Annotated in this window: 21 protein-coding genes, 1 tRNA gene and 2 pseudogenes; 9 read left to right on the top strand and 15 right to left on the bottom strand. The window is 66.1% G+C overall.

What is annotated here, in order from left to right:
- Positions 1-423: 423 nt before the first annotated feature.
- The 5 genes from TF1_RS12645 (at position 424) to TF1_RS12665 (ending at position 4,893) form a co-directional block, all read left to right on the top strand.
- Positions 424-897, top strand: a complete 474-nt coding sequence (locus tag TF1_RS12645; RefSeq protein ID WP_227480945.1) for a hypothetical protein — start codon at positions 424-426, stop codon at positions 895-897.
- Positions 881-1,666 (top strand): hypothetical protein, encoded by a 786-nt coding sequence (locus TF1_RS12650; RefSeq protein ID WP_255266185.1) that lies wholly within the window; start codon positions 881-883, stop codon positions 1,664-1,666. The genes TF1_RS12645 and TF1_RS12650 overlap by 17 nt, the downstream gene beginning before the upstream one ends.
- A gap of 225 nt (positions 1,667-1,891) precedes the next feature.
- Entirely contained in the window at positions 1,892-2,596 is a 705-nt protein-coding gene (locus TF1_RS12655) for a signal peptidase I (protein ID WP_169803323.1), read from the top strand.
- Between the two features lie 45 nt (positions 2,597-2,641).
- Complete coding sequence (locus tag TF1_RS12660; RefSeq protein WP_011293377.1) at positions 2,642-4,126, top strand: sensor histidine kinase; 1,485 nt, start codon at positions 2,642-2,644, stop codon at positions 4,124-4,126.
- Between the two features lie 89 nt (positions 4,127-4,215).
- Positions 4,216-4,893, top strand: coding sequence for a response regulator transcription factor (locus tag TF1_RS12665; protein ID WP_011293376.1), 678 nt, complete (start codon positions 4,216-4,218; stop codon positions 4,891-4,893).
- Positions 4,894-5,070: 177 nt separating this feature from the next.
- Here TF1_RS12665 and TF1_RS12670 read toward each other — a convergent pair whose 3' ends face one another.
- A complete protein-coding gene (locus TF1_RS12670) occupies positions 5,071-5,448 on the bottom strand; it encodes a hypothetical protein (protein ID WP_011293375.1) in 378 nt (125 codons plus the stop codon).
- On the bottom strand, positions 5,448-5,870 hold the full coding sequence (locus TF1_RS12675; protein ID WP_016189386.1) for a hypothetical protein: 423 nt from the start codon (positions 5,868-5,870) through the stop codon (positions 5,448-5,450). The genes TF1_RS12670 and TF1_RS12675 overlap by 1 nt, the downstream gene beginning before the upstream one ends.
- A gap of 351 nt (positions 5,871-6,221) precedes the next feature.
- Here TF1_RS12675 and TF1_RS12680 point away from each other — a divergent pair, with 351 nt between their 5' ends.
- From TF1_RS12680 to TF1_RS12690, 3 genes are all read left to right on the top strand, one after another.
- On the top strand, positions 6,222-7,469 hold the full coding sequence (locus tag TF1_RS12680) for an LCP family protein (protein ID WP_016189385.1): 1,248 nt from the start codon (positions 6,222-6,224) through the stop codon (positions 7,467-7,469).
- A 422-nt stretch (positions 7,470-7,891) separates the two neighbouring features.
- On the top strand, positions 7,892-8,611 hold the full coding sequence (locus TF1_RS12685; protein ID WP_011293372.1) for a hypothetical protein: 720 nt from the start codon (positions 7,892-7,894) through the stop codon (positions 8,609-8,611).
- A gap of 263 nt (positions 8,612-8,874) precedes the next feature.
- The gene (locus TF1_RS12690) at positions 8,875-9,435 is read left to right on the top strand and encodes a hypothetical protein (protein ID WP_011293371.1); all 561 of its coding nucleotides are present in this window, start codon (positions 8,875-8,877) and stop codon (positions 9,433-9,435) included.
- A 47-nt stretch (positions 9,436-9,482) separates the two neighbouring features.
- Here TF1_RS12690 and tenA read toward each other — a convergent pair whose 3' ends face one another.
- The 5 genes from tenA to TF1_RS12715 form a co-directional block, all read right to left on the bottom strand.
- Positions 9,483-10,190 (bottom strand): thiaminase II, encoded by a 708-nt coding sequence (gene tenA, locus TF1_RS12695; protein WP_011293370.1) that lies wholly within the window; start codon positions 10,188-10,190, stop codon positions 9,483-9,485.
- Between the two features lie 583 nt (positions 10,191-10,773).
- Positions 10,774-11,283: a hypothetical protein gene (locus TF1_RS12700; protein WP_227480944.1), complete on the bottom strand. Its 510-nt coding sequence runs from the start codon at positions 11,281-11,283 to the stop codon at positions 10,774-10,776.
- 399 nt (positions 11,284-11,682) lie between these two features.
- Entirely contained in the window at positions 11,683-12,120 is a 438-nt protein-coding gene (locus tag TF1_RS12705; protein WP_011293368.1) for a pyridoxamine 5'-phosphate oxidase family protein, read from the bottom strand.
- Between the two features lie 38 nt (positions 12,121-12,158).
- Entirely contained in the window at positions 12,159-12,824 is a 666-nt protein-coding gene (locus tag TF1_RS12710; protein WP_011293367.1) for a response regulator, read from the bottom strand.
- Positions 12,825-13,476: 652 nt separating this feature from the next.
- Entirely contained in the window at positions 13,477-14,946 is a 1,470-nt protein-coding gene (locus tag TF1_RS12715; protein ID WP_011293366.1) for an NAD-dependent succinate-semialdehyde dehydrogenase, read from the bottom strand.
- A 169-nt stretch (positions 14,947-15,115) separates the two neighbouring features.
- Here TF1_RS12715 and TF1_RS12720 point away from each other — a divergent pair.
- Positions 15,116-15,188: transfer RNA gene (locus tag TF1_RS12720), tRNA-Arg, on the top strand.
- A gap of 43 nt (positions 15,189-15,231) precedes the next feature.
- Here the strand turns inward: TF1_RS12720 and TF1_RS16660 are convergent.
- The 8 genes and pseudogenes from TF1_RS16660 to TF1_RS12755 all read right to left on the bottom strand — a co-directional run bounded on the left by TF1_RS16660 (position 15,232) and on the right by TF1_RS12755 (position 18,770).
- Positions 15,232-15,504 carry a tyrosine-type recombinase/integrase gene (locus tag TF1_RS16660; RefSeq protein WP_082797715.1) on the bottom strand — a complete coding sequence of 91 codons (273 nt, stop codon included), beginning with the start codon at positions 15,502-15,504 and terminating at the stop codon, positions 15,232-15,234.
- A 32-nt stretch (positions 15,505-15,536) separates the two neighbouring features.
- On the bottom strand, positions 15,537-15,893 hold the full coding sequence (locus TF1_RS12730) for a tyrosine-type recombinase/integrase (RefSeq protein WP_255266184.1): 357 nt from the start codon (positions 15,891-15,893) through the stop codon (positions 15,537-15,539).
- Positions 15,872-16,405 carry a tyrosine-type recombinase/integrase gene (locus tag TF1_RS12735; protein WP_016189381.1) on the bottom strand — a complete coding sequence of 178 codons (534 nt, stop codon included), beginning with the start codon at positions 16,403-16,405 and terminating at the stop codon, positions 15,872-15,874. Before TF1_RS12735 ends, TF1_RS12730 begins: the two co-directional genes overlap by 22 nt.
- A 69-nt stretch (positions 16,406-16,474) precedes the next feature.
- Positions 16,475-16,867 carry an excisionase family DNA-binding protein gene (locus TF1_RS16600; RefSeq protein WP_061783919.1) on the bottom strand — a complete coding sequence of 131 codons (393 nt, stop codon included), beginning with the start codon at positions 16,865-16,867 and terminating at the stop codon, positions 16,475-16,477.
- 3 nt (positions 16,868-16,870) lie between these two features.
- Positions 16,871-17,296 (bottom strand): annotated as a pseudogene (locus tag TF1_RS16555) (replication initiator).
- Positions 17,257-17,430: pseudogene (locus tag TF1_RS16605) on the bottom strand (plasmid replication, integration and excision activator); the annotation flags it as partial. The pseudogenes TF1_RS16555 and TF1_RS16605, both read right to left, overlap by 40 nt.
- A gap of 122 nt (positions 17,431-17,552) precedes the next feature.
- Positions 17,553-18,293: a GntR family transcriptional regulator gene (locus tag TF1_RS12750; RefSeq protein WP_011293360.1), complete on the bottom strand. Its 741-nt coding sequence runs from the start codon at positions 18,291-18,293 to the stop codon at positions 17,553-17,555.
- A gap of 99 nt (positions 18,294-18,392) precedes the next feature.
- Positions 18,393-18,770 carry a hypothetical protein gene (locus tag TF1_RS12755; RefSeq protein ID WP_061783921.1) on the bottom strand — a complete coding sequence of 126 codons (378 nt, stop codon included), beginning with the start codon at positions 18,768-18,770 and terminating at the stop codon, positions 18,393-18,395.
- Positions 18,771-19,186 lie beyond the last annotated feature (416 nt).

The raw sequence follows: 19,186 nt of genomic DNA on the forward strand, positions 1-19,186 counted from the left end.
CCTTTCACGCCGTGCCGGCGGGAGTTGGGGAGACCGCAGACAGAACCGGAAGATGGTGGTCCCGAGGGTGCATCGGGAAAGGGAAGCGTGCGCGCCGAACAGTCCCGTTGCCGCCTCCGCGGCCTCCCGCGGTAGCGCAGCGGGGCCGTCAGGGGGATGTGGCGTAGCTTCCCGCTGCTTCCCCGCCGGTGGTCGACAGTGCCGTCATCGGCGAGGTCGCATTCCGCCACCGACTCTTCCGGTTCTGTCATCCAGTACTCTGCCGATTCTCCGGTTTCTGGTCATCCCCAAAGTGAACGAAGTATGTTTCCCACTTTTTGGCGATGAGCCCGCACCACTTCCGGGGCAGTCTGGGTGGCACTATCCGTGCTCGTGGACGAAAGTTGTGAACATCCACGATGCCCCGGTTCGAGGAACGACAGCATGAACATGAACCACGCCGATCGCGGCACCAACGCGGTGACGTGGCGTCTCAGCCTGCCGCTTCCAGGCCAGCGTGCGGCCTGGGCCGTGATCGGTGCTGCCGCGGTGGCTGCGGTCGCGCTGTCGCTCCTGCAGTTGGGAAAGGCGAGTGCCTCGTTCACGGTGCGCGCCACCACTCCCCCCATCGAAGTGATCGCGCCCACGCCCACAGCTTCCCCGACCCCGTCGGCGTCGCCAAGCCCGGCCACGCCCGCCGCGGAGCCCACGCCTTCCGCTACTCCTTCATCCCCGCCCGTCTCGCAGCGAGAGGAAGGCACCGATCCGGACTTCCTGCACCCCGGGCCTCCCGGATCCTCGGACCATTCCCACGAAGGGGGCCGTTCCCCCCACGCCCCGTACAGCCCGTACAGCGACCCGTCCTCATCCCAGGTGGAAAGGCATGCACACGAACCGAGAGGTGTCGGCCTTGAGTAGGAGTGAGCGCTCCATCCTCCGGTCGATCACCGTGGGGACGGCCGCGCTGGTGCTGTGTTCCACCCTGCTGGTCTGCCGCGCTCCCGCCTTCGCAGCAGCCACCCCCCAGCCCGGGGGAGTGATCCACATCGACCAGCAGTTAGACGTGAGCGAACTGCGGGTGCTCGACGTCGCCGACATCGCTCCCGGCTATGAGGAGGCCTGGCTGGTCACCGTGATCAACCAGCGCAACGAGCCGGTGACCCTCGGGGTGCGGGTGGACGAGCTCCACAACGCCGACAACGGGTGCAGCGTCCCTGAGACCCGGGTGGACGACACCTGCGACAGCCCGGGAGAACTAGGGGAGCACGTGCAGTTGCGGCTGGGGACACCGGGCAACCTCCGCATGTTCAGTGCCCCGCTGAACGAGGCGGTCTCCGGAAGCGGCCAGATCGTCACCGTTCCCGCCCGGGGCACAGCCGAGGTCGTGATCGGCCTCAAACTTCCGGCCACTACCGGCAACGAAGTGCAAACCGATTCGGTGAGCTTCGTCCTCGTCTGGCGGGCCGAAGCGATCCCGAGCACGTCGCAGTGGGAATCCGAGGACGAGGTGCCGCTCCAGACGGCTGCGGCAGGCACCCCCGGTCCTGCTGCGCTGGCGCTCACCGGAGCCCACGTCATGCTGCTGGCCGGGGCCGCGGTGGTCCTGCTCGCGGGAGGCGCTCTGCTTGTGGTCACGGTGGGAAGCGAGGCGGGACGGCGGTCGGCAGACCGTCCCGTCGAGCAGTGAATCCCCGGCACAACATCAGCGCCCCGGGAAATTCGGAATTTATGACACCTAATCCCGCTCTATATCTAATTTTCGTAAAATCGCTGGAGTGCGGCACGAACCGGTGTCGCTCCTTCCATGCGTTCGACGCGTCACGCGGGAAGGGCTTTCCGACCTCGCAAAGAAAATCCGGTCTCCGGCGATGACCAGGCCCGCGGGGCACGCGAACGTGAAGGGGAAATGGTGATGGACAACCGTCTCGGCCCGCTCAACGACGACACCCCGCCACTCGGTGAATCCTCACAAAACATCCAAGAAGAAGAACAACCGGAACCGCGACATAGAAAACGCTCCGTGCTCCTGCGCATCCTCTCAGCACTTTTTCGGATCACCGTGGTGGTCCTCGTCCTCGGCTCGCTGGTCATCGTCTTCTCGGTCTCAGTCCTGCCCCGCATCACCGGCGCCCAAGCCCTGATCGTGCTCAGCGGCAGCATGGAGCCCGCCCTCCCCGTGGGCTCGGTGGTGATCGCCGGACCCGTCGAGCCCCACGAGATCGACGTAGGCGACATCATCACGTTCACCCACGCTGACCCGGCCCAGACGGAAGTCGCCAACACCACCACCCTTCCCCTGGTCACCCACCGCGTGATCGACATCGAAACCACCGAGGAAGGCATCGTCTTCCACACCCAGGGGGACGCCAACACGGTCCCCGACGAACCCCCGGTTCCCGCCGCCGACGTCCGCGGAAAAGTGTGGTACCACATCCCCTACTTCGGCTACGCCCAGCAGGCCATGGTGCAAGGCCCCACCGCCCTCTACGTGCTGGCGGGCCTGCTCTTCGTCTTCGGTATCTGGCTGCTCAGCGTGGCGCTCAGCGACGACGAGCCTCCCGCGGAGAACACCCAGCAGTCACCCCAACCCGTCGGAGAAGGAGGGGACGGGAACTGATGAGCCGGGTCACGACCACTGCCGCGGGGTGAAGGACGGTCCACTGTGCGCAGACTCGTTGTGGAATCAGCCGTGCTGCTGGCGCTCGTCATCGCCAGCGCGTTCACCCTCTCCGCCCTCGAATCCCAGCTCTCGCTGGCGTCCGGGGCAGTCGCGACCATGGCGATGCTCGCCGCAGCCACCTCGGTTGCTGCCGGGTTCGCCGCGGAAATGGTCGCCCGGCTCTCTGAACAGTCCTCTCTGCGCCGGATCGCGGCCGCGATGATGCTCTACGGCATGGTGGTGGTCCCCACCACCGCTTCAGGGCTCGCCGCAACCACCCTCGACACCATCGTGGTCATAGCGATCCGCCACACCGCCACCCTGCTCACCATCACCCTGCTGCTGCTCGCCGTAGTCCCCTTCGACCGGCCCCACCCGTGGCCGATCCGCCCGTTCCGGAACCCGGCAACCGGCCTGCGCGGCCTGCTCGTGGCAGCCGTGTGCTCCCTGGCCTCAGGAGGACTCGCCGCGGCCTTCCCGGAAGCCGCCTACCTGGTGGTCCGCTCGCCCATCCTGTTCTCCTGCACCGCCCTGCTGTGGCTGAACGTCGCATTGACCTGCCTGGTCATCGGCGTGCTGCGGCGCAACCGCATGCTGGTGTGGCTCAGCTTCGGGCAGCTCGCCATCGTCCTGGCGCACGCCCCCCGATTCTGGAGCGGCGACTCCCTGTTCTACGCACCCCCCTTGTACTCGCCGCTGCTCGCCCCCGGCATGCGCGTCCTAGGCACCACCCTGGTCCTGCTCGCGGTCCTCCAAGTCGCCTACCGTACCTACCAGCGGTTCCACCTCGACCAGGAGCGGCTCGCCAAAGCAGAAGCCGAAGCAGTGGAGGCACGCCAACGGCTCTCCACCCAAGCGCACGAACTCCGCAACGCCCTGGCCGGACTGGACGGCGCGGCCCAAGTGCTCGCCATGGACGACCCGGAAGGAAAAGTGGACCGTGCCGCTCTGCGCGCCGCACTGTCCGCAGAGCTGAACCGGATGCGGGCCATGCTGTCCCCGCAGTCAGAGCACACCCGCAACGACACCACCCGGCTGCGGTCCCTGTTGAAGCAGCTGGTGCTGATCCGGCGCAGCAACGGCACCGCGATCGACCTCACCGTGGACGGCGACCCCGTCGTCGCCATGCCCCAGGACGCTGTCGCCCAAGTCATCACCAACATCCTCGCGAACTGCGAACGGCACGCCCCCGGAGCGCACGTGTGGGTGGAAACGTACCGGATCAGCGACACCATGGTGCGGGTGCGGATCCACGACGACGGGCCCGGAATCCCGCCCGGCCAGGAGCAGGAGGTGATACGGCGCGGAGTCAAAGGCAGCGGCTCGGTGGGAGAAGGGATCGGCCTGGCCGTCTGCCAGGAACTCGTGACCCGCCACGGAGGCCGCCTGCAGATCGCCCCCGCCGATCCGGAACGGCCCGGATTCACCGTCCTCATCGACCTGCCCCTCAGATCACGGGCACAGCAGTCGTCCACCCCAGGAGTGTGAGACCCCACAGTCCCCTCGTCAGAAAGCACGGGTCGCACCGCTGACCCGTCCACTACGTCCACCAGGGCCACGAAGTATCGGGAGCGGCAATGTCGAATCCTGACCGCGCGGTTTCCCCGTCGGTACTCATCGTTGACGACCACGAGCTTTTCAGCGCGTCGGTCGAGATGACGCTCTGCAATCGAGGAATCCATGCGGTGCGCGCTCACTCCCTGGAACCCTCAGCGGTCCTCGACCAGGCCACCCAGCTCCAGCCGTCGCTGATCCTCCTCGACCTGGACCTGGGACGCGACGCGGAGGGCCGCCCCAGAGACGGGGTTCCGCTCGCCCGGGACTTGACCCGGTCCGGCTGGCAGGTGCTGCTGGTCACGGGAAGCACGGAACGAGAGCGGATCGCTGAAGCGCTCGCCGCGGGCGCTGCCGCCTGGCTGTCGAAATCGGTGCCGTTCGACGAGCTGATCTACACCATTCTCGACGGTTTCGCGGGCCGTCCGATGATGGACGCCAAGGAACGACAGGAGCTGATCGCCGAATACCGCGCCCTGCAAGCGCAGCAGCGCGCCACCAACCAGAAGCTCGCCCAGTTGACCAAACGGGAACGGCAGGTCCTCGACGCGCTCGTGGCAGGGAAGCGTGCCAAGGTGATCGCTGAAGAGTCGTACGTCTCGATCGCCACGGTCCGCTCCCAGATTCGGTCGATCCTGGCCAAACTCAACGTGCGGTCCCAGCTTGAAGCGGTCGCCCTCGTGAAATCGTTGAACCGCTAGCGGGACGGCCGCGGCACACCTTCCTTACCTGCCGGCACCGCGGAAGATCCGCCACCCCAGGTTTGGGCCGTCCCTCCCCGGTCAGAGAGGACGCTGGGGGGATGGCAAGCGGGCGGTGGCTTTCCCGGGGGAGGAGCTGCCGCCCGTCTCCGTTGTTTCCCTGCCCGCGGGCAGCAGTCAGGACCCCCGGTAGTACTCGCGCGAGGTGCGGGACAGCGCCAGAACTACCACTGCGAGCGGCAGCACGAAGTGGGTGAGCATGGCCCCCTGGTGGGCCGTGAGCAGCACGGTAACGATGGTGAACGCCTGGACGGCCAGGACCGTCACCAGGACCGGCAGGCCACGGTGCCGCATCATCAGGCCCAGCATCAGCTGTGCCCCGCCGGAGGTGCCGGCAGCGAGCAGCGGGCCGGTGGCTTCCGCAGCGGAGCCGATGCCCAGCAACTGCACCAGGCCGTGGGCGAAGCTGAGCCCAGCCAGGAGGAACACCAGGATCCTGGCCCAGCGGACCGGTCCAGGCAGCACGTCCTGCGCCGTAGGCGACCGTTCCTCCATCACTCAATGCCCCGGGGAATGCGCGGGCCCGGCCGCGGACCCGCCCCGGGAATCCGGCGAGGCAACTGCCCGTCCGGAAGGTCGTCGTGCACGGGCAGTTCCAGAGGGGCCGTGGCCTGGACGTTCCGTTCCACCGAGGACTCCACCGAGGGTTCTGGCACCCACTGCTCCTGCTCATCGGAGAGCGGAGCGTAAGAGTCGTCGAAGTCGACGTCGTCGAACTCGATCAGTACGCCTCTGCTGGTCACCGCGGCCTTCGTTGCGCGCTTCAGATACTTGCCCGCGACTTTGCCTGCGGCAATGGTGCGCTGCTGGTCCCGCTCGGTGGCTGCATCCAAGATGACGCGCGGATGGTGCCGCAGTCCGTCAACGATCCGTTCGACCAGGTCGGGCTGCCGCTCGTCTGGGGAGACGGCCGGCAACCTGAAGGGCTCACCATGGGCAGAGAAGAGGGAGACAGGCATCCAGAATCCGGTTTCACATGCTGAGTCGCCGTTGTTGTCGGCCCACTGGGTCCACGGGGCGACCAGTGGTAAACAAAGCTGATCACCAATATTCTCCACCACCCTAAACCACATGAGGAACAGGGTTTTTCGTGCGGTACCGATCTGTAACCTGAGGTATCAGCAACCTCTGCCTACCCGCCCCGTGCACTCCGGGTGGGGAATCTCATAGGATCAGCTTTCGGTCATCCCTTATCACCCCTTGTGTCTTTTGTGCCTCGCCCCCGGGCACGTGACTCCGCCGAGTCCCACACACCAGTGGAAGTCTCCATGTCCGACGACGCCCGTCCGTCCACCCCCTCTCCCGAGGACCCGCCACCACGCCGCCGTAGCCTCCGCCGGGTCCTGGTGTGGACGTCGATCCTTCTGAGCGCGGCCCTGATCGCCTGCCTCGGCACGGCATACGCCTACTACCGGTCCCTGCGCGCCAACATGGTCCAGCACGATCTCGTCGCCCTGCTCCCCGAAGAAGAGCGGCCCCCTAAAATCGGCGACGCCGTCAACATCCTCTTCATCGGCTCCGACGGGCGCGAGGGAGGCAACGCCGCCTACGGCGGACGGGACTTCGTCGGGGAACGCTCCGACTCCCTGCTGCTGGCGCACATCTCCCCGGAGAACAGGGTCATCGTGGTGAGCTTTCCCCGCGACTCGCTCGTGGACCTGCCGGCCTGCGACCCGTACGGGGAGACCGAAGGCACCTACGGCTACTACGGCATGATCAACGCCGCCCTGTTCCACGGTGGACCGCCCTGCGTGGTGAAGACGATCGAATCGCTCACCCAGATCCGCATCGACCACTTCGTGCACCTGAGCTTCGTAGGGTTCCGGGAGATGGTGGACGCCCTCGGCGGCGTCGAAATGTGCATCCCCGTCCCCCTCCACGACGAGCGGTCCAAACTCGACATAGAAGCGGGCACCCAGGTGCTCGACGGGGAGCAGGCGCTGGCTTTCGTCCGCGCCCGCTACGAGATCGGCGACGGGGGCGACCTGGGCCGTATCGACCGCCAGCAGATGTTCCTGGGCGCGCTCGCTTCGCAGATGCTCGACAGCAAGGTGCTCGCCAACCCCACGACCATGCACGCCCTGCTGGAGTCGGTGACCCAGTACACGGCGACCGACGCGGACCTCACCTTGGACACGATGCTGTCGATCGCGTTCACCCTGGCCGACGTCGAACCGCGGAACATCACCTTCTACACGGTGCCGTCCTGGCCCGCCCCCTGGGACCCGAACCGGGTGATCTGGAACGAGGAGAAAGCAGAACGGCTGTTCCGCGCGATCAAAGAGGACACCCCGGTCGAGGACGTGATCGTGGAAACCGGGCGGCCAACGGCCGAGCCCAGCCCGTCGACCAGCCTCACCCCGTCCTATCCTGCGGAGCCGTCCCCGAAGCCCACGAACCCGGAACCGACCCCGTCCGCGGCGCCTCCGGACGCGATCGAAGGCCGCGACGCGACCGCGGACCCCTGCGTCAACGGTCTGGGCCTGGGCACGGAGGACATGGTCACCCCGCGCTAAGGAAAACCCGGACCAGGGGAGGGCAGAAAAAGACGGCGGGAGCGGCCGAGTCCGCGCTCCCGGCCGCTCCCGCGAGGGCGCTCAACGGCTGCGAGTCTGCCCGGCACAGCCGTGAGAGGAGTTCTTCGCGCCCGCCCCGTCGGGGCTTCCTGTGGTGGCGGTCGAGGACCGCACTCCCGACCGCCACCATTAGTCAATCCCACAGCGCGGGGAGAGAGCATCGGCACAAAGACCGCACATACCTGGGGCTTTAGTCCTAAGACGTCTGCGGCTCCGACGGGTTTTGCGTAACTCCCGACGTCAAGGCCCGAGGCATGCTACGGTCACTGGCGACACCAGGCGATCACTTTACGTGTCATAGGCGGAACTCGTCGTCACAGCTTGGTGGTACTCGCAGAGGACCCAAGGCGTGGAGGAGGCGAATGGCACACGCACCGCGTTGCCCCGAGCCCAGCCACGCCGCTCGGCTCCCCGGGATCCGCCGTGTTCTCCTCCTCAGCGGATTCACCTTCGTCGCCTGGGTGCTCGGTGCGGCCGCCCCGGCGTTCGCCGACACCCTCGACACGCTCACCGGCGCCATCCGGCACCCGGAAACCGCGGTAGCGCAGACCACTGCAGAGCTCACCGAACTCGTCGACACCGCGCTCACCACCGACCGCCTCGCGCCGCTGCCCCTCCCGCAAACCGAGCTTCCGGTCGACACTGCCCTGGCCGTGGACGTCGACCAGCTAGAGCGCACCGACACGCCCCTTCCCCCACCGGTGGAGTCCCGTCCCGCCCCCACCGGAACCGGTGACAGTCCGGCAACCGCAGCCGGCACCGCCCCCGAGGCGCCGCAACCCCAGCCCACCGCGCCTGCCGAGGCCAGCGGCCACGCCACCGCCCCGAACCACGTTCCAGCTGCCGCGGACGACACCGTCGAGGACGAGAGCGGACCACAACCCGCAGAACCCGCCGCGCCCGCTCCCGCAGCACACTCGCACGCCCCCCAGCAGGGGCCGTCCCTGACCGGGGGAATCGTCGGCGACCTCACCGACCCGCCTGCCGTGGCCCGCCGCGACAGCGTCACCGCGCTCACCGATCTGTCCGTCGCGCTCCCGCCCCGGCACTACGTTGCCGACCCCTTCTTCTCACCCGACTAGGAGCAGTCCTCACCGGGCCTGCGACCGGACCCGCGCCTGAAGACGTCTCCGCTTCCGGCGCTGCTCTCTCCCCCACCGGTTTCGTGATCCCAGCGTGCTCTGGGAGCTGACCTGAGCTGCGCACCCCGCCTGCTGTGGAGTTCAGGCCAGCCGGGCGGCCCGCACAACCCCTCGGCTGACCGGCCGGTGGCGGCGCGACCACTTGCCCGCCGACCGGCCCGCTACACAACCCATTCCCGACCCAACAATCAGCAAGGAGAAGCATGCTCGCGAACATCCGCGCCGTCGTCCGCACCGCTGCGCTTTCCGTAGGGGCAACCGGTCTCATCGCCCTCGGCAGCAGCCTCATCTCCGGCCTTCCCAGCAGCACGGGACTCGACGGACTCGGCGTCGCCCTGCCCGCAGTGTCGACGGACGCGTTGGAAATCGACCTTGCCGGGGCGCACACCCCGGACCTGTCCGCGCCAACGATCCATGAGGAGACCCTCTCCCGCCCGCTGGGGACGGCTGCCCTGCCCGACGAGAACACGGTCATCGCGCTGCTCCACCAGGCAGGCAGCCACCACCTCGTCCCCCAGCAGGAGAACGCGGCCCTCTCCGGCCCCGGAGCCGGAGCCGCTGAGGGCGCACAGCACAGCGCCAGCGGCCAGGCCCGCGCCGGGCAGAGCCCTGCCGCTGACTACGCCACGTCCGCCCGCCCCTCCGGCAGCAAGAGGGCCCGCGCCGGACAGAACGCTGACGTCACTGACCCTGCCGAGTCGCTGGGCCTATCCACGGAAGGACTCCTCGGCAAAGGCCTGCTGGGCGAGGGCTTGACCCTGTAACCGGGCAGCGGAGGGCGACCGGTGGCGGACGGTCGCCCTCCCCAAGGTCAGGAGCCGTTCGGCGGAGTCCAGTCCTCCAAAGACCAGGCCATCTCCCAGAACCGGATCTCGTAGTGGCAGCTCGCGACGAATGCCCGCTCCATGCGCTCCCGCTCAGCGGGACCCGCCGCGGCAGCCAACTCGTCCAGCATGGCCCGGGTTTGGGTGAGCTTCTGGGACTCGTACAGGCCCGCGTAAAAGTCCCACCAGCCGTAGAAGGGGTGGCTGGGGTCCAGCGGGGTTTCGCTGGTGAACCGGGCCGCCGCCCACAGGTAGGTCCACGGGCACGGCAGCAGAGCGGACAGCAGCACGCCGAGAGTGTCCCGGCCCGCCTCCATCATGTGGTTGATGTACGCCTGAGCAGTGGGCGCCAGATGGTCCGCCTGCGCCTCCTCGTAGGACACCCCCACGTACGCGCACAGCGACTCGTGCGCGTGGGTTTCCGCGCAGAGGATCACGGCAGCGTTGTCGTGGAAGAACCGCATCCACCGCCGGTCGGGGGAGAGCGCCATCCCCAGCCCGTAGCAGCGGGTGTACGCGGTCAAGTACTGGTAGTCCTGCGCGACATAGTGCAGCACCTGCTCCCGGCTGAGACTGCCTTCCCGCAAGCCTTTGAGGAACGGATGCTGGTAGAAGGCTTCGAAAAGGTCAGCGTGCCGCCGTCCCAGCTCGGCAGTGAAACCTGTCTCGCCGTCGGTGACAGGAAGTACGCCCACGATTCCTCCGCTCGCATATCCGGATCGTTGAGTACAGGGTGGGGGAGTGGAGTATTTCAGCGGAATTCCTAGGAATCCCTAGGAAATAGCGGGGGTGGGAAACCCGGATTCCCGTCTCGGGAAGAAGTTTCCCGTGTGTCTACTTTGCCCTATCTTCCGCGGCGCGTCCACCCCGGCCACGGAATGCTGCCGCCAGGGAGAAGCCCGGCAATCCCGCTGGTCGCACAGGTTCTGCTCGTGCGACAACGGCACAGAGAAGCCGTGTCATGCCTGGTCAAGGCAGTTTTCAAACATTCCTCTCCGGTGTGATGGGGGAAAATTCCCGATCATGAATCGAGAAAAGAGGACAGTGGCGGAATTGTCCTGGTATGCGGCATTTTCTTAGCTCAATCCCAGAAAAGAAAAATTCCGTCTCTGTTGAACGAGACGGAAAAACCATGATAATCCACAAGGAAAGGAGTGGTCTCACCGCTGTTCGCGGAACAGCAGGGGAATGAAAACGGAATACGCTGTCCGCCTGCCCGGCGCCCCGTCCAAGAACCATGGCCGGGCCCCGGGCACCAGCCCTGTCGCGCCTCCCCGCTCAAAGCACTGCTCGGGCCTTCCCCCACGACCGCGCCCCCGTCAACAGCTTCTCGATAGGGGCCGGAGGATAGAACTCGGCACCCACGATGCCGCTCAACACGTCGTCCATCACCCACACCCGCTCCTGGTAGGTCAACCCCCGCAAATGCTCCAACACCCGGGACACATCCACGGACACGTCAACCCCGTCCACCGTGATCGTGCACAGCTCGAACGTGTCCGGCGTGGGAGGAAAGAGCATGCCCTTGCGGCGCCCCATCAACGTCGCCAACGTCACCACCCTGTCCAACGGCTTCCCCTCGGCCAAGGCAGCCAACGCCTCATGCTCCGCCCACGCGGAATACAGCTCGGCAGCCAACCCGCCCGGGGCGATATCGCGAGCCGCGAGCCTAGCCCCGTCCCAGCGGCAGATCTTGCAGGACTCCATGACCGCTCCCGCGATCTTCCGGGCCAGCGGAGACTTGTGGCGCACGGTCGACCGCAAATCACGGGCATAGGTATGAGACATGCCAATCCGGCACACCAGGTCCATAGACTTCCCTTCCGCTGTGTGAAGGCTCCGGCGGCAAAGCCGCGGCGATGCCTGACTGCACCTGGAATTCACCCCTGGAACGCCAGTGGTCAGCGGGCTGTCAAAAGGGCGCAGAGGTCGCGCGAAAGTAATGAACGGGCACGATAGTTGTACCCCAGGACCACGGAAGGCACGTCCCCCGTTTCCCGTTCCGCAACTCGCCGGAAAACACACCTCTTCGCCCCCGGCGTCGAATTCGCCAACGGCACCCCGGCCGCCGGCCCACCATGGCACCCGCCGCTCACAGCACGAAAGGGAAGAGATGAAGGTCACACCGCCGCGCTGGCTTCTGGAACCCACGGGGGAAGGCCACACGCGAAACCAGCGCGGCGGAAGTCACGACTTCTTCGGAATTCGGCGCCCGCTCACAATGTCCGTCATGATGCGGATGAAATGCGGCTTAGGGCCCGGCGCCCACGGCTGCAACGGCAGCGACTCAAGAAGCGCCAACTCCTCGGGGTCGTCAACCGCACGGCCGATCCCGACCACCGCCACCGACCAGCCAGTGCGAGTCTCCACGTCGTAGTCGTCCACCTCGAACGCGACCACCGTGTCCCGGATGGCCTGCGCGAGCTTCGACTCCGGGGACGTGCGGATGATGATGTCCGTCCCCAACATGGCGAAGTTGACGGGCTGAACCGCTGGAAGCGCATGATCAGTGAAGACGATACGGCCGATCGGAGCCTCCGCCAGCAACTGGAGACACTCCTCCCGGGCAAGCACTTCCAGGCCGGCCCTGTCGGTAACGGCCGTACCACGCCCATTCACGTTCATGCGCCTTCCTCCTGAGCGTTCAATCCTCCCGAGGAACGTCAGATCTGGTTCTTCGCGCGCAACTGCGCGACCAGCACCGCAGCCTGGGTGCGGCGCTTCAGGTCAAGCTTCCCCAACAGGCTAGAAACGTAGTTCTTCACGGTCTTCTCTGCCAAGAAGAGCCGCTCCCCGATTTGCCGGTTGGTGAGCCCTTCCCCGATCAGATCGAGGATCTGCCGCTCCTGCGGGGTGAGTGCCGCCAGCGGATCGGGTTTACCGCCGTTCTGCCGCAGCCGCTCCAACATCCGCCCCGTGCTGCGCGGGTCAAGCAGCGAACCACCCGACGCCACGGTACGCACCGCCCCCACCAGATCAGAGCCGTGGATCTGCTTGAGCACGTAGCCGGCCGCGCCCGCCATCACCGCCTTGAAGAGCGCGTCGTCATCGGCGAAAGAAGTGAGCATCAGGCAGGCGATGTCAGGGTGGGATGACCGGATCTCCCGGCACACTTCAACCCCGGAACCGTCAGGCAGTCGCACGTCAAGAATCGCTACATCCGGTTTCACCACCGGGATGCGGCTGAGCGCTTGCTCCGCGGTGCTCGCCTCGCCGACAACCTCCAGGTCGTCCTCGTCTTCGAGAAGCGAGGCAACTCCCCGGCGCACCACCTCGTGATCGTCGACCAGAAACACCCTGATCGGCTTAGGCGTGTCCGCCTGCGGCATGGCTGCCTCCCTGATTTCCTCGTCTCTCTTTGACGGTAACGGCCTGAACCAGGGACAGCCGCGCCGAACGGCTTGATTAGCTCTGCCAAAGGTCCCGAATCGGACCGCCACTAGGCCCCGCAGGCGAGGGGACGGGCAAGCCGCACACCAGCAGAGAAAAATCCCCGAGCAGGGAATCTCTGCGAGGACCAGCCCGTTATAAGGCGTGGGTCGGTGCGGTAGAAAGTGTCCCCCGGGCTCCAACCTATGCCTTCGCGGAATACCGCGTTCGGACACCGCCTCGGCGGTGGCCCCGGACGGTCTTCGGAGCCGCGTTGCGCCCTGCGCCGCGAGGCGACCGCCGCACCGGCCTGTAACAGTCGTCACACCCCACCGGAGTCTGCGAAGGTCACGGCCGAAAAAGTCTCCAGTCGGGAATGACTTCCGCCCGCCGCCCTGTTATAAAGGGCGTGGGTCGGTGCGGTAGAAAGTGTCCCCCGGGCTCCAACCTATGCCTTCGCGGAATACCGCGTTCGGACACCGCCTCGGCGGTGATCCCGGACGGTCTTCGGAGCCGCGTTGCGCCCTGCGCCGCGAGGCGACCGCCGCACCGCTCCGCGAACGTGCAGGCCCCGCCAGGAACTCCAGGCGGGGCCTTCGCGCTGTCTAGGCTTCACACCCCGGCGATACCGACGTACTTGGTCTCCAAGTACTCGTCGATACCGACCCTGCCGCCTTCACGGCCCAACCCGGAATGCTTCACACCCCCGAACGGCGCCGCCGGGTTGGACACGATGCCCTGGTTGAGGCCGACCATGCCGCTCTCCAGCTTCTCCGCCATGCGCAGCGCACGCCGCAGGTTCTCCGTGTACACATAGCTGACCAGACCGAACTCGGTGCGGTTGGCTTCCGCGAGCGCCTCCTCCTCCGTGTCGAACGGGATCACCGGCGCCACCGGACCGAAGATCTCCGTGCGGCACACCTCACTGTCCTTCGGCACGTCGGTGAGCACCGTTGGATGGTAGAAGTAGCCGGCGCCGTCCCCGCGCTTCCCGCCGAGCAGCACACGGGCACCCCGGTTCGCCGCGTCGTCGACGAGACTCTGCACTTTGGTGCGGGCCTTGTCGTCGATGAGCGGCCCCACGTCCACGTCCGGCTCAGTACCGCGCCCCATCCGCAACCCGGCCATGCGCTCCGCGAGCCGCCGGGAGAACTCTTCCGCCACCCCGGACTGGACGTAGAAGCGGTTGGCCGCGGTGCACGCCTCACCGATGTTCCGCATCTTCGCCTGCAACGCCCCCGCCACGGCCGCGTCCAAGTCGGCGTCGTCGAACACGAGGAACGGCGCGTTGCCACCCAACTCCATAGAGGTGCGCAACACCTGGTCGGCGCTCTGCTTGATCAGCGCGCGGCCCACCGGCGTAGAACCGGTGAAAGACAGTTTGCGCAGACGGCCGTCACGCAGCAGCGGCCCCGTCAACCCGGCCGCGTCAGTCGTGGGCAGCACGCTGAGCACCCCCTCAGGCAGCCCAGCCTCGTGCAGGATGTCGGCGAGCGCCAGCGCCGACAGCGGGGTCTGCTGAGCGGGTTTGAGGATCATGGTGCACCCGGCGGCGATCGCCGGACCGATCTTGCGGGTGCCCATCGCCATCGGGAAGTTCCATGGCGTGATGAGAAGCGACGGGCCCACCGGCTGCCGCATGACCAAAAGACGGCTCTGCCCGTTCGGAGCAACCGAATAACTGCCGTCGATCCGCACCGCCTCCTCGGAGAACCACCGGAAGAACTCGGCGGCGTAGGCGATCTCCCCTTTGGACTCGGCTACCGGCTTGCCCATTTCCAAGGTCATGAGCACTGCCAGGTCCTCTTGGCGGTGCATGAGGAGCTCGTAGGCGCGCCGCAGGATCTCCCCGCGCTCCCGAGGCGGATACTCGGCCCACGTGGGCTGGGTAGCGGCCGCCATCTCGAGGGCGGCCATCCCGTCAGCCACGCCAGCGTCAGCAACCTCACACAGCACCGACCCGGTAGCGGGGTCTTCCACTTTGAACGTCGCCCCGGACTGGGCGTCCCGCCAGTGCCCGCCGATGCACACCTGCTTGGGGACCTGTTCGACGATCCGGGCTTCACGTTCTATGGTGGTCATAGACGGATCTCCTCTCGGGCGTGGTCGTTACCGCCGTCTGGCGGGTACGCTGCCCGGCACATGCCGCAGCTAACGACCACCCGGACGGGAGCGGATAATCCGTCGAAGGCAGCTCCGGCGCTGTGCTACAGTTTTTGATGACGGCACAGGGAGTGCCGAGGACAACCAAGCACTCGTAGCTCAACGGATAGAGCATCTGACTACGGATCAGAAGGTTGGGGGTTCGAGTCCCTCCGAGTGCGCGCACGTCAAAGGGCCGCTCCTCATCGAGGAGTGGCCCTTGTGCTAACGCTCTTGCTCACAGCTCTCCCGCACCGCCTCGGCGAAGGCGTGAGCCACCGCGACTATCCGCTCCCGGACCACGTGTGCGTACACCCGCAGGGCCACCGACGGGTCGGCGTGCCCGAGGCGAGCGGCGACCAGGTGCACGGGCACCCCGGCCAACAGCGTGGTCGCGTGGACGTGCCGCAGGCCACGCAGCCGTGCTGGCGGAAGCCGCTCAGTCAGCCCGGCCCCTGCGCCGGTTCGTTGTACCTGTGGATCAACTGCCTCATCAATGAGGACCCCGTGTCGGGGTGAATCGGCTCACCCTACGCCGTGGTGAACACATAGCCGTCGGGGTCGCCCTTCCACGCCTCTCCCAGGACCTCACATTCCCTGTCCTGTTCGACGCGGTGGCGACGGAGCACGGCCACTGTTTCAGCGCCGAAGCCCACCACCCGCGTTCTCTCGCTCTTGGTGGAGCTTTCCACTCGTCTGCCGTCGATGACGGAGACCGAACGGGCGATACGGATTTCCGCGGCGTCGAGGTCGACGTCCGACCAGCGCAGCCACAGCAGTTCCCCTCGCCGAGCACCCGTGTAGGCAGCCACGTGGAAGAACGCCCACAGCCGGTGGCTGCGTGCCGCCTCTTCCAGGAACACCTTCAGTTGGGCAGGTGTCCACACTTCCCCGACTCAGGACGCTTCTTACGAGGGCGCTTGGCCCGTTCCACGGGGTTGCTGGGAAGGAACTGTTCGATCTCCACGGCGTCGCGGAACGCCTTGCGCAGCACGGCATGGACGTACTCGACCGTACACGGCGACAGTCCTTTACCGTCGCGCCCGCCACTTGCCGAAAGATCTCGGTAGACCTTGGTGAACGTGGACGGCCGCAGCGCCTGGACCTTCACCGATCCGATACGAGGAACGACGTACCGCTCAACAAGGAACCAGTACATCTGCAACGTCTTCGGCTTGATCTGCACAGAGTGCGTTTTCAACCACTCGGTCAGATAGCCGGTCACGGTCAGGTCAGAGCGTTCGATGTATTCGCCGCGTCGGGCTTTGATCCGCGCTTCGTCGCGGGCGGCTTTGGCTTCGTCTTCGGTGGCGAAGCCGCCGACCCACTTAGGTTTGCTCACCCCGGTTTCCGGGTTGGGAACGCGGATGCCGTAGGACCAGGTCTTGCCGCGTTTCATCTCACGCCGTCGCGGAGCTTGCCCATCAGGCCGCCTCCTGTTGGGTGAGGAGGCCGGAGACGTAGTCGTTCAGCGCCGAGAGCCGCCGATGCGCAGCGAGCGCACTGCCCCGGAGGCGAGCAGTTCGTAGAGCTTGCTTCGGGAGATCGCCAGCACGCGCGCGGCTTCGGGAACGGTCAGAAGGATGCGTGGGGGTTGGTGATGCTGCCCTCTGTTCAGTTGCCGAAAGGGGGCCTGTCGTTGGGGCGGCTTGTGCCGCGTGGAGTGCTGCGCGGCGTTTGAGTGCTTCGCCGACGGCCCGCAGGAGGCGGTGTTCTCGGGGTGGCAGTCCGGGTCGGTGGGTCGGGCCAGTTTCCAGGCGATGCGATCGCCGTCGCCGAGGAAGTGCGGCGGGAAGGCTGCGGGGTGGGTGTTCTCTTGGTCGTTGGTGGGGTTGGTGGGGTCGAGGCCGAGGGTGCGCAAGACCTAGGCCAGGCGGTCGGCTTTGTGGTTGGCCAGGGTTTTGCCGGACCATTTGCGTGAGACCAGGACGCGTCGGCCCGCATAGCCCAGGTGCTTGCGCCGGTGGGCTTTGGAGGTGCAAAACCCCGGGCGCAGTCCTGGTTTGGCTGCTTGGGGTTGGATGCCGTAGCGCAGCTAGTTCGCGCACCGCGGCGAGCACGGCTCATAGCGCAGCGCCTCCAGGAGGCGTTCGACGTGCTGTTCCTGCGCCACCGTTTCGACGGTGTGGCATTCGGCGATGTCCTTGGTCAGGTACTTGGCCAGGTACCTGATGCACCGGTCGGCGTCGGGTGATCCGGCAAGCACGCCTTTGGCGTCGACTTGGGGGCCGAAGCGGACACGTGCAAGGGCTGGGCGTGGGGGGCGGCGTCGATCACCTCCACCGCCCACAACGGCAACCCGGTCTCCCGGCCCACCTCCGGCCGCTTGGTCTCGAAGTTCGTCACCGCCTCCACCCCCAACGCGAACGCCCCGTGCGGGAACACTGTCCCGAACTCCACCGGCAACGCACCCTGAATCGCCATCTAGCCGCACCTCTCCAGGACATCCACTCGATCACTTAGTCACTTGTTTGACTAAGTTAAGGTCAAGATAGCCCGCCCAACTCGACCAAACAAGTGGCTAAGCGATCGAGATTCCCTGGCCCCTACACAGCCGAGTAGGAGTCTTCCAGTTCATGCAGGTCACCGGGGAGAACTACTTCGGCGACGGCAAGCACCTCCCCCGAAGTGTCCACTATCCGCGCGAGGATCCCAAGCACGGGGGTTCCCTTTTCGAGCCCAAGGAGTTCATTCTCCTCATCGGTGGCTAGTCGTGCGCTGAGCCGCTCGAAGACCAGTGAAGGACGGAGTTGCTTGACACGCTGGATGTGTTCACGGGCACCGATGCTGATCGGGGCGAGGTCCCCGAGATCCGTTCCTTCTGCCACGTCCAGAGGAAACCACAGCGTCACCAACTCGCTCGGTTTGCCGTCGTCGAGCACCAGGCGTCGCCGCATGATCGCCGGAGCGTTCTCGGGCAGGCCGATCACCTCGGCGATGGTCGCGGGAATGGACATTCGTCCCGCACGGACGATCCGGTCGCTCTTGGAGTTCTCAGGAGCCTCAAAGGCACTCGCCCCGGCGCGCGAACGTTCGACAGCCTGGTGAGGAACACCCTTGACGAACGAACCGCGTCCGTGCTCGCGTTCGATCCACCCCTGCATGCTGAGGATCTGGAGAGCACGAACAACCGTAGACCGCCCCGCGCCGAATTCACGCACCAAACGCGTCTCGGAGGGCAGCTTCTCGCCTACCGGGTAGGTGCCGTCTTCGATCCGCTCTTGGAGCGTTCGGACAATCTGCACGTATTTAGGAGGCGTGAACTCCAGACCTGACATGTTGACCATCCGGTTGGTCCACTGCTCGTTTGGTCAAGTTTACCTGCGAAACTTGATCCAAGTTGATCTGACCCACTCGCGCTTATGACTCTGCGCCTCGACAAATGTTCAGAGGGCTTGCCAGTCCACCGCGCGTTCCACCATGTGGACTTTCAGACTGTCCGCAGTGGCCCCGCAGGTCGCACGCCGTTCCATATCGACCAAGGCGCGAGCGACCAGCACCGCATCATCACGTGCTGCTTTGTCACCAGACGACAGGACCGGAGAGACAACCTGGCGGACGTGGTAGCACGACGCTCCGTCGACTTCGTGCCACAAGCCCACGATGTAGGTCGCCCTGAGCCGTCGTAAGGCTATGGCTTTGGGCAAGGCGCACTGATAACGCCTGACCACACGTTCACCGTTCGACTGGGTGAACTCAGCCTCATAGGTGATGGACCGCCAGTCTTCAGCGACGACACGAACCCGTGCTTCCCCTGGACGCATTCATCCCCCCTGACAACTCCGGTTTTAGCTCTGAGGCCCGTACCTGGTCACGACTGAGGAAGTTGGGCGATCCCCGTCACCGCAGCACGCCCTTCCCTCGACACACGGAGCAAGCGACGACGCGCATCAACGGCTTGCGGGTGGTGGACGAACGCACGACGACCAGTCGTCGAGGTCGGACGATTTTCCAGCCGCGGCCCCGCCAGGCCCGGCAGTGTTGCGGAGCGGAGGCAGTCACGGAATTGCTCCTCGGAGGACTGTGGTGACGTCCTTCCTCGAGGGACCTACGGGCATCACCACACCAGCAAACCCAGAAAGCAGCTCATTAACATGAGATGAACTCATGTACTCATGTACATGAGTTGCATGGGCAAGAGTGCCGTACCTATGTACATAAGTCAATCCTCCTGGGGGAG

Origin of the sequence: Thermobifida fusca NBRC 14071 = JCM 3263, from assembly GCF_001592045.1 — a bacterium.
GTDB classification, from domain to species: domain Bacteria; phylum Actinomycetota; class Actinomycetes; order Streptosporangiales; family Streptosporangiaceae; genus Thermobifida; species Thermobifida fusca.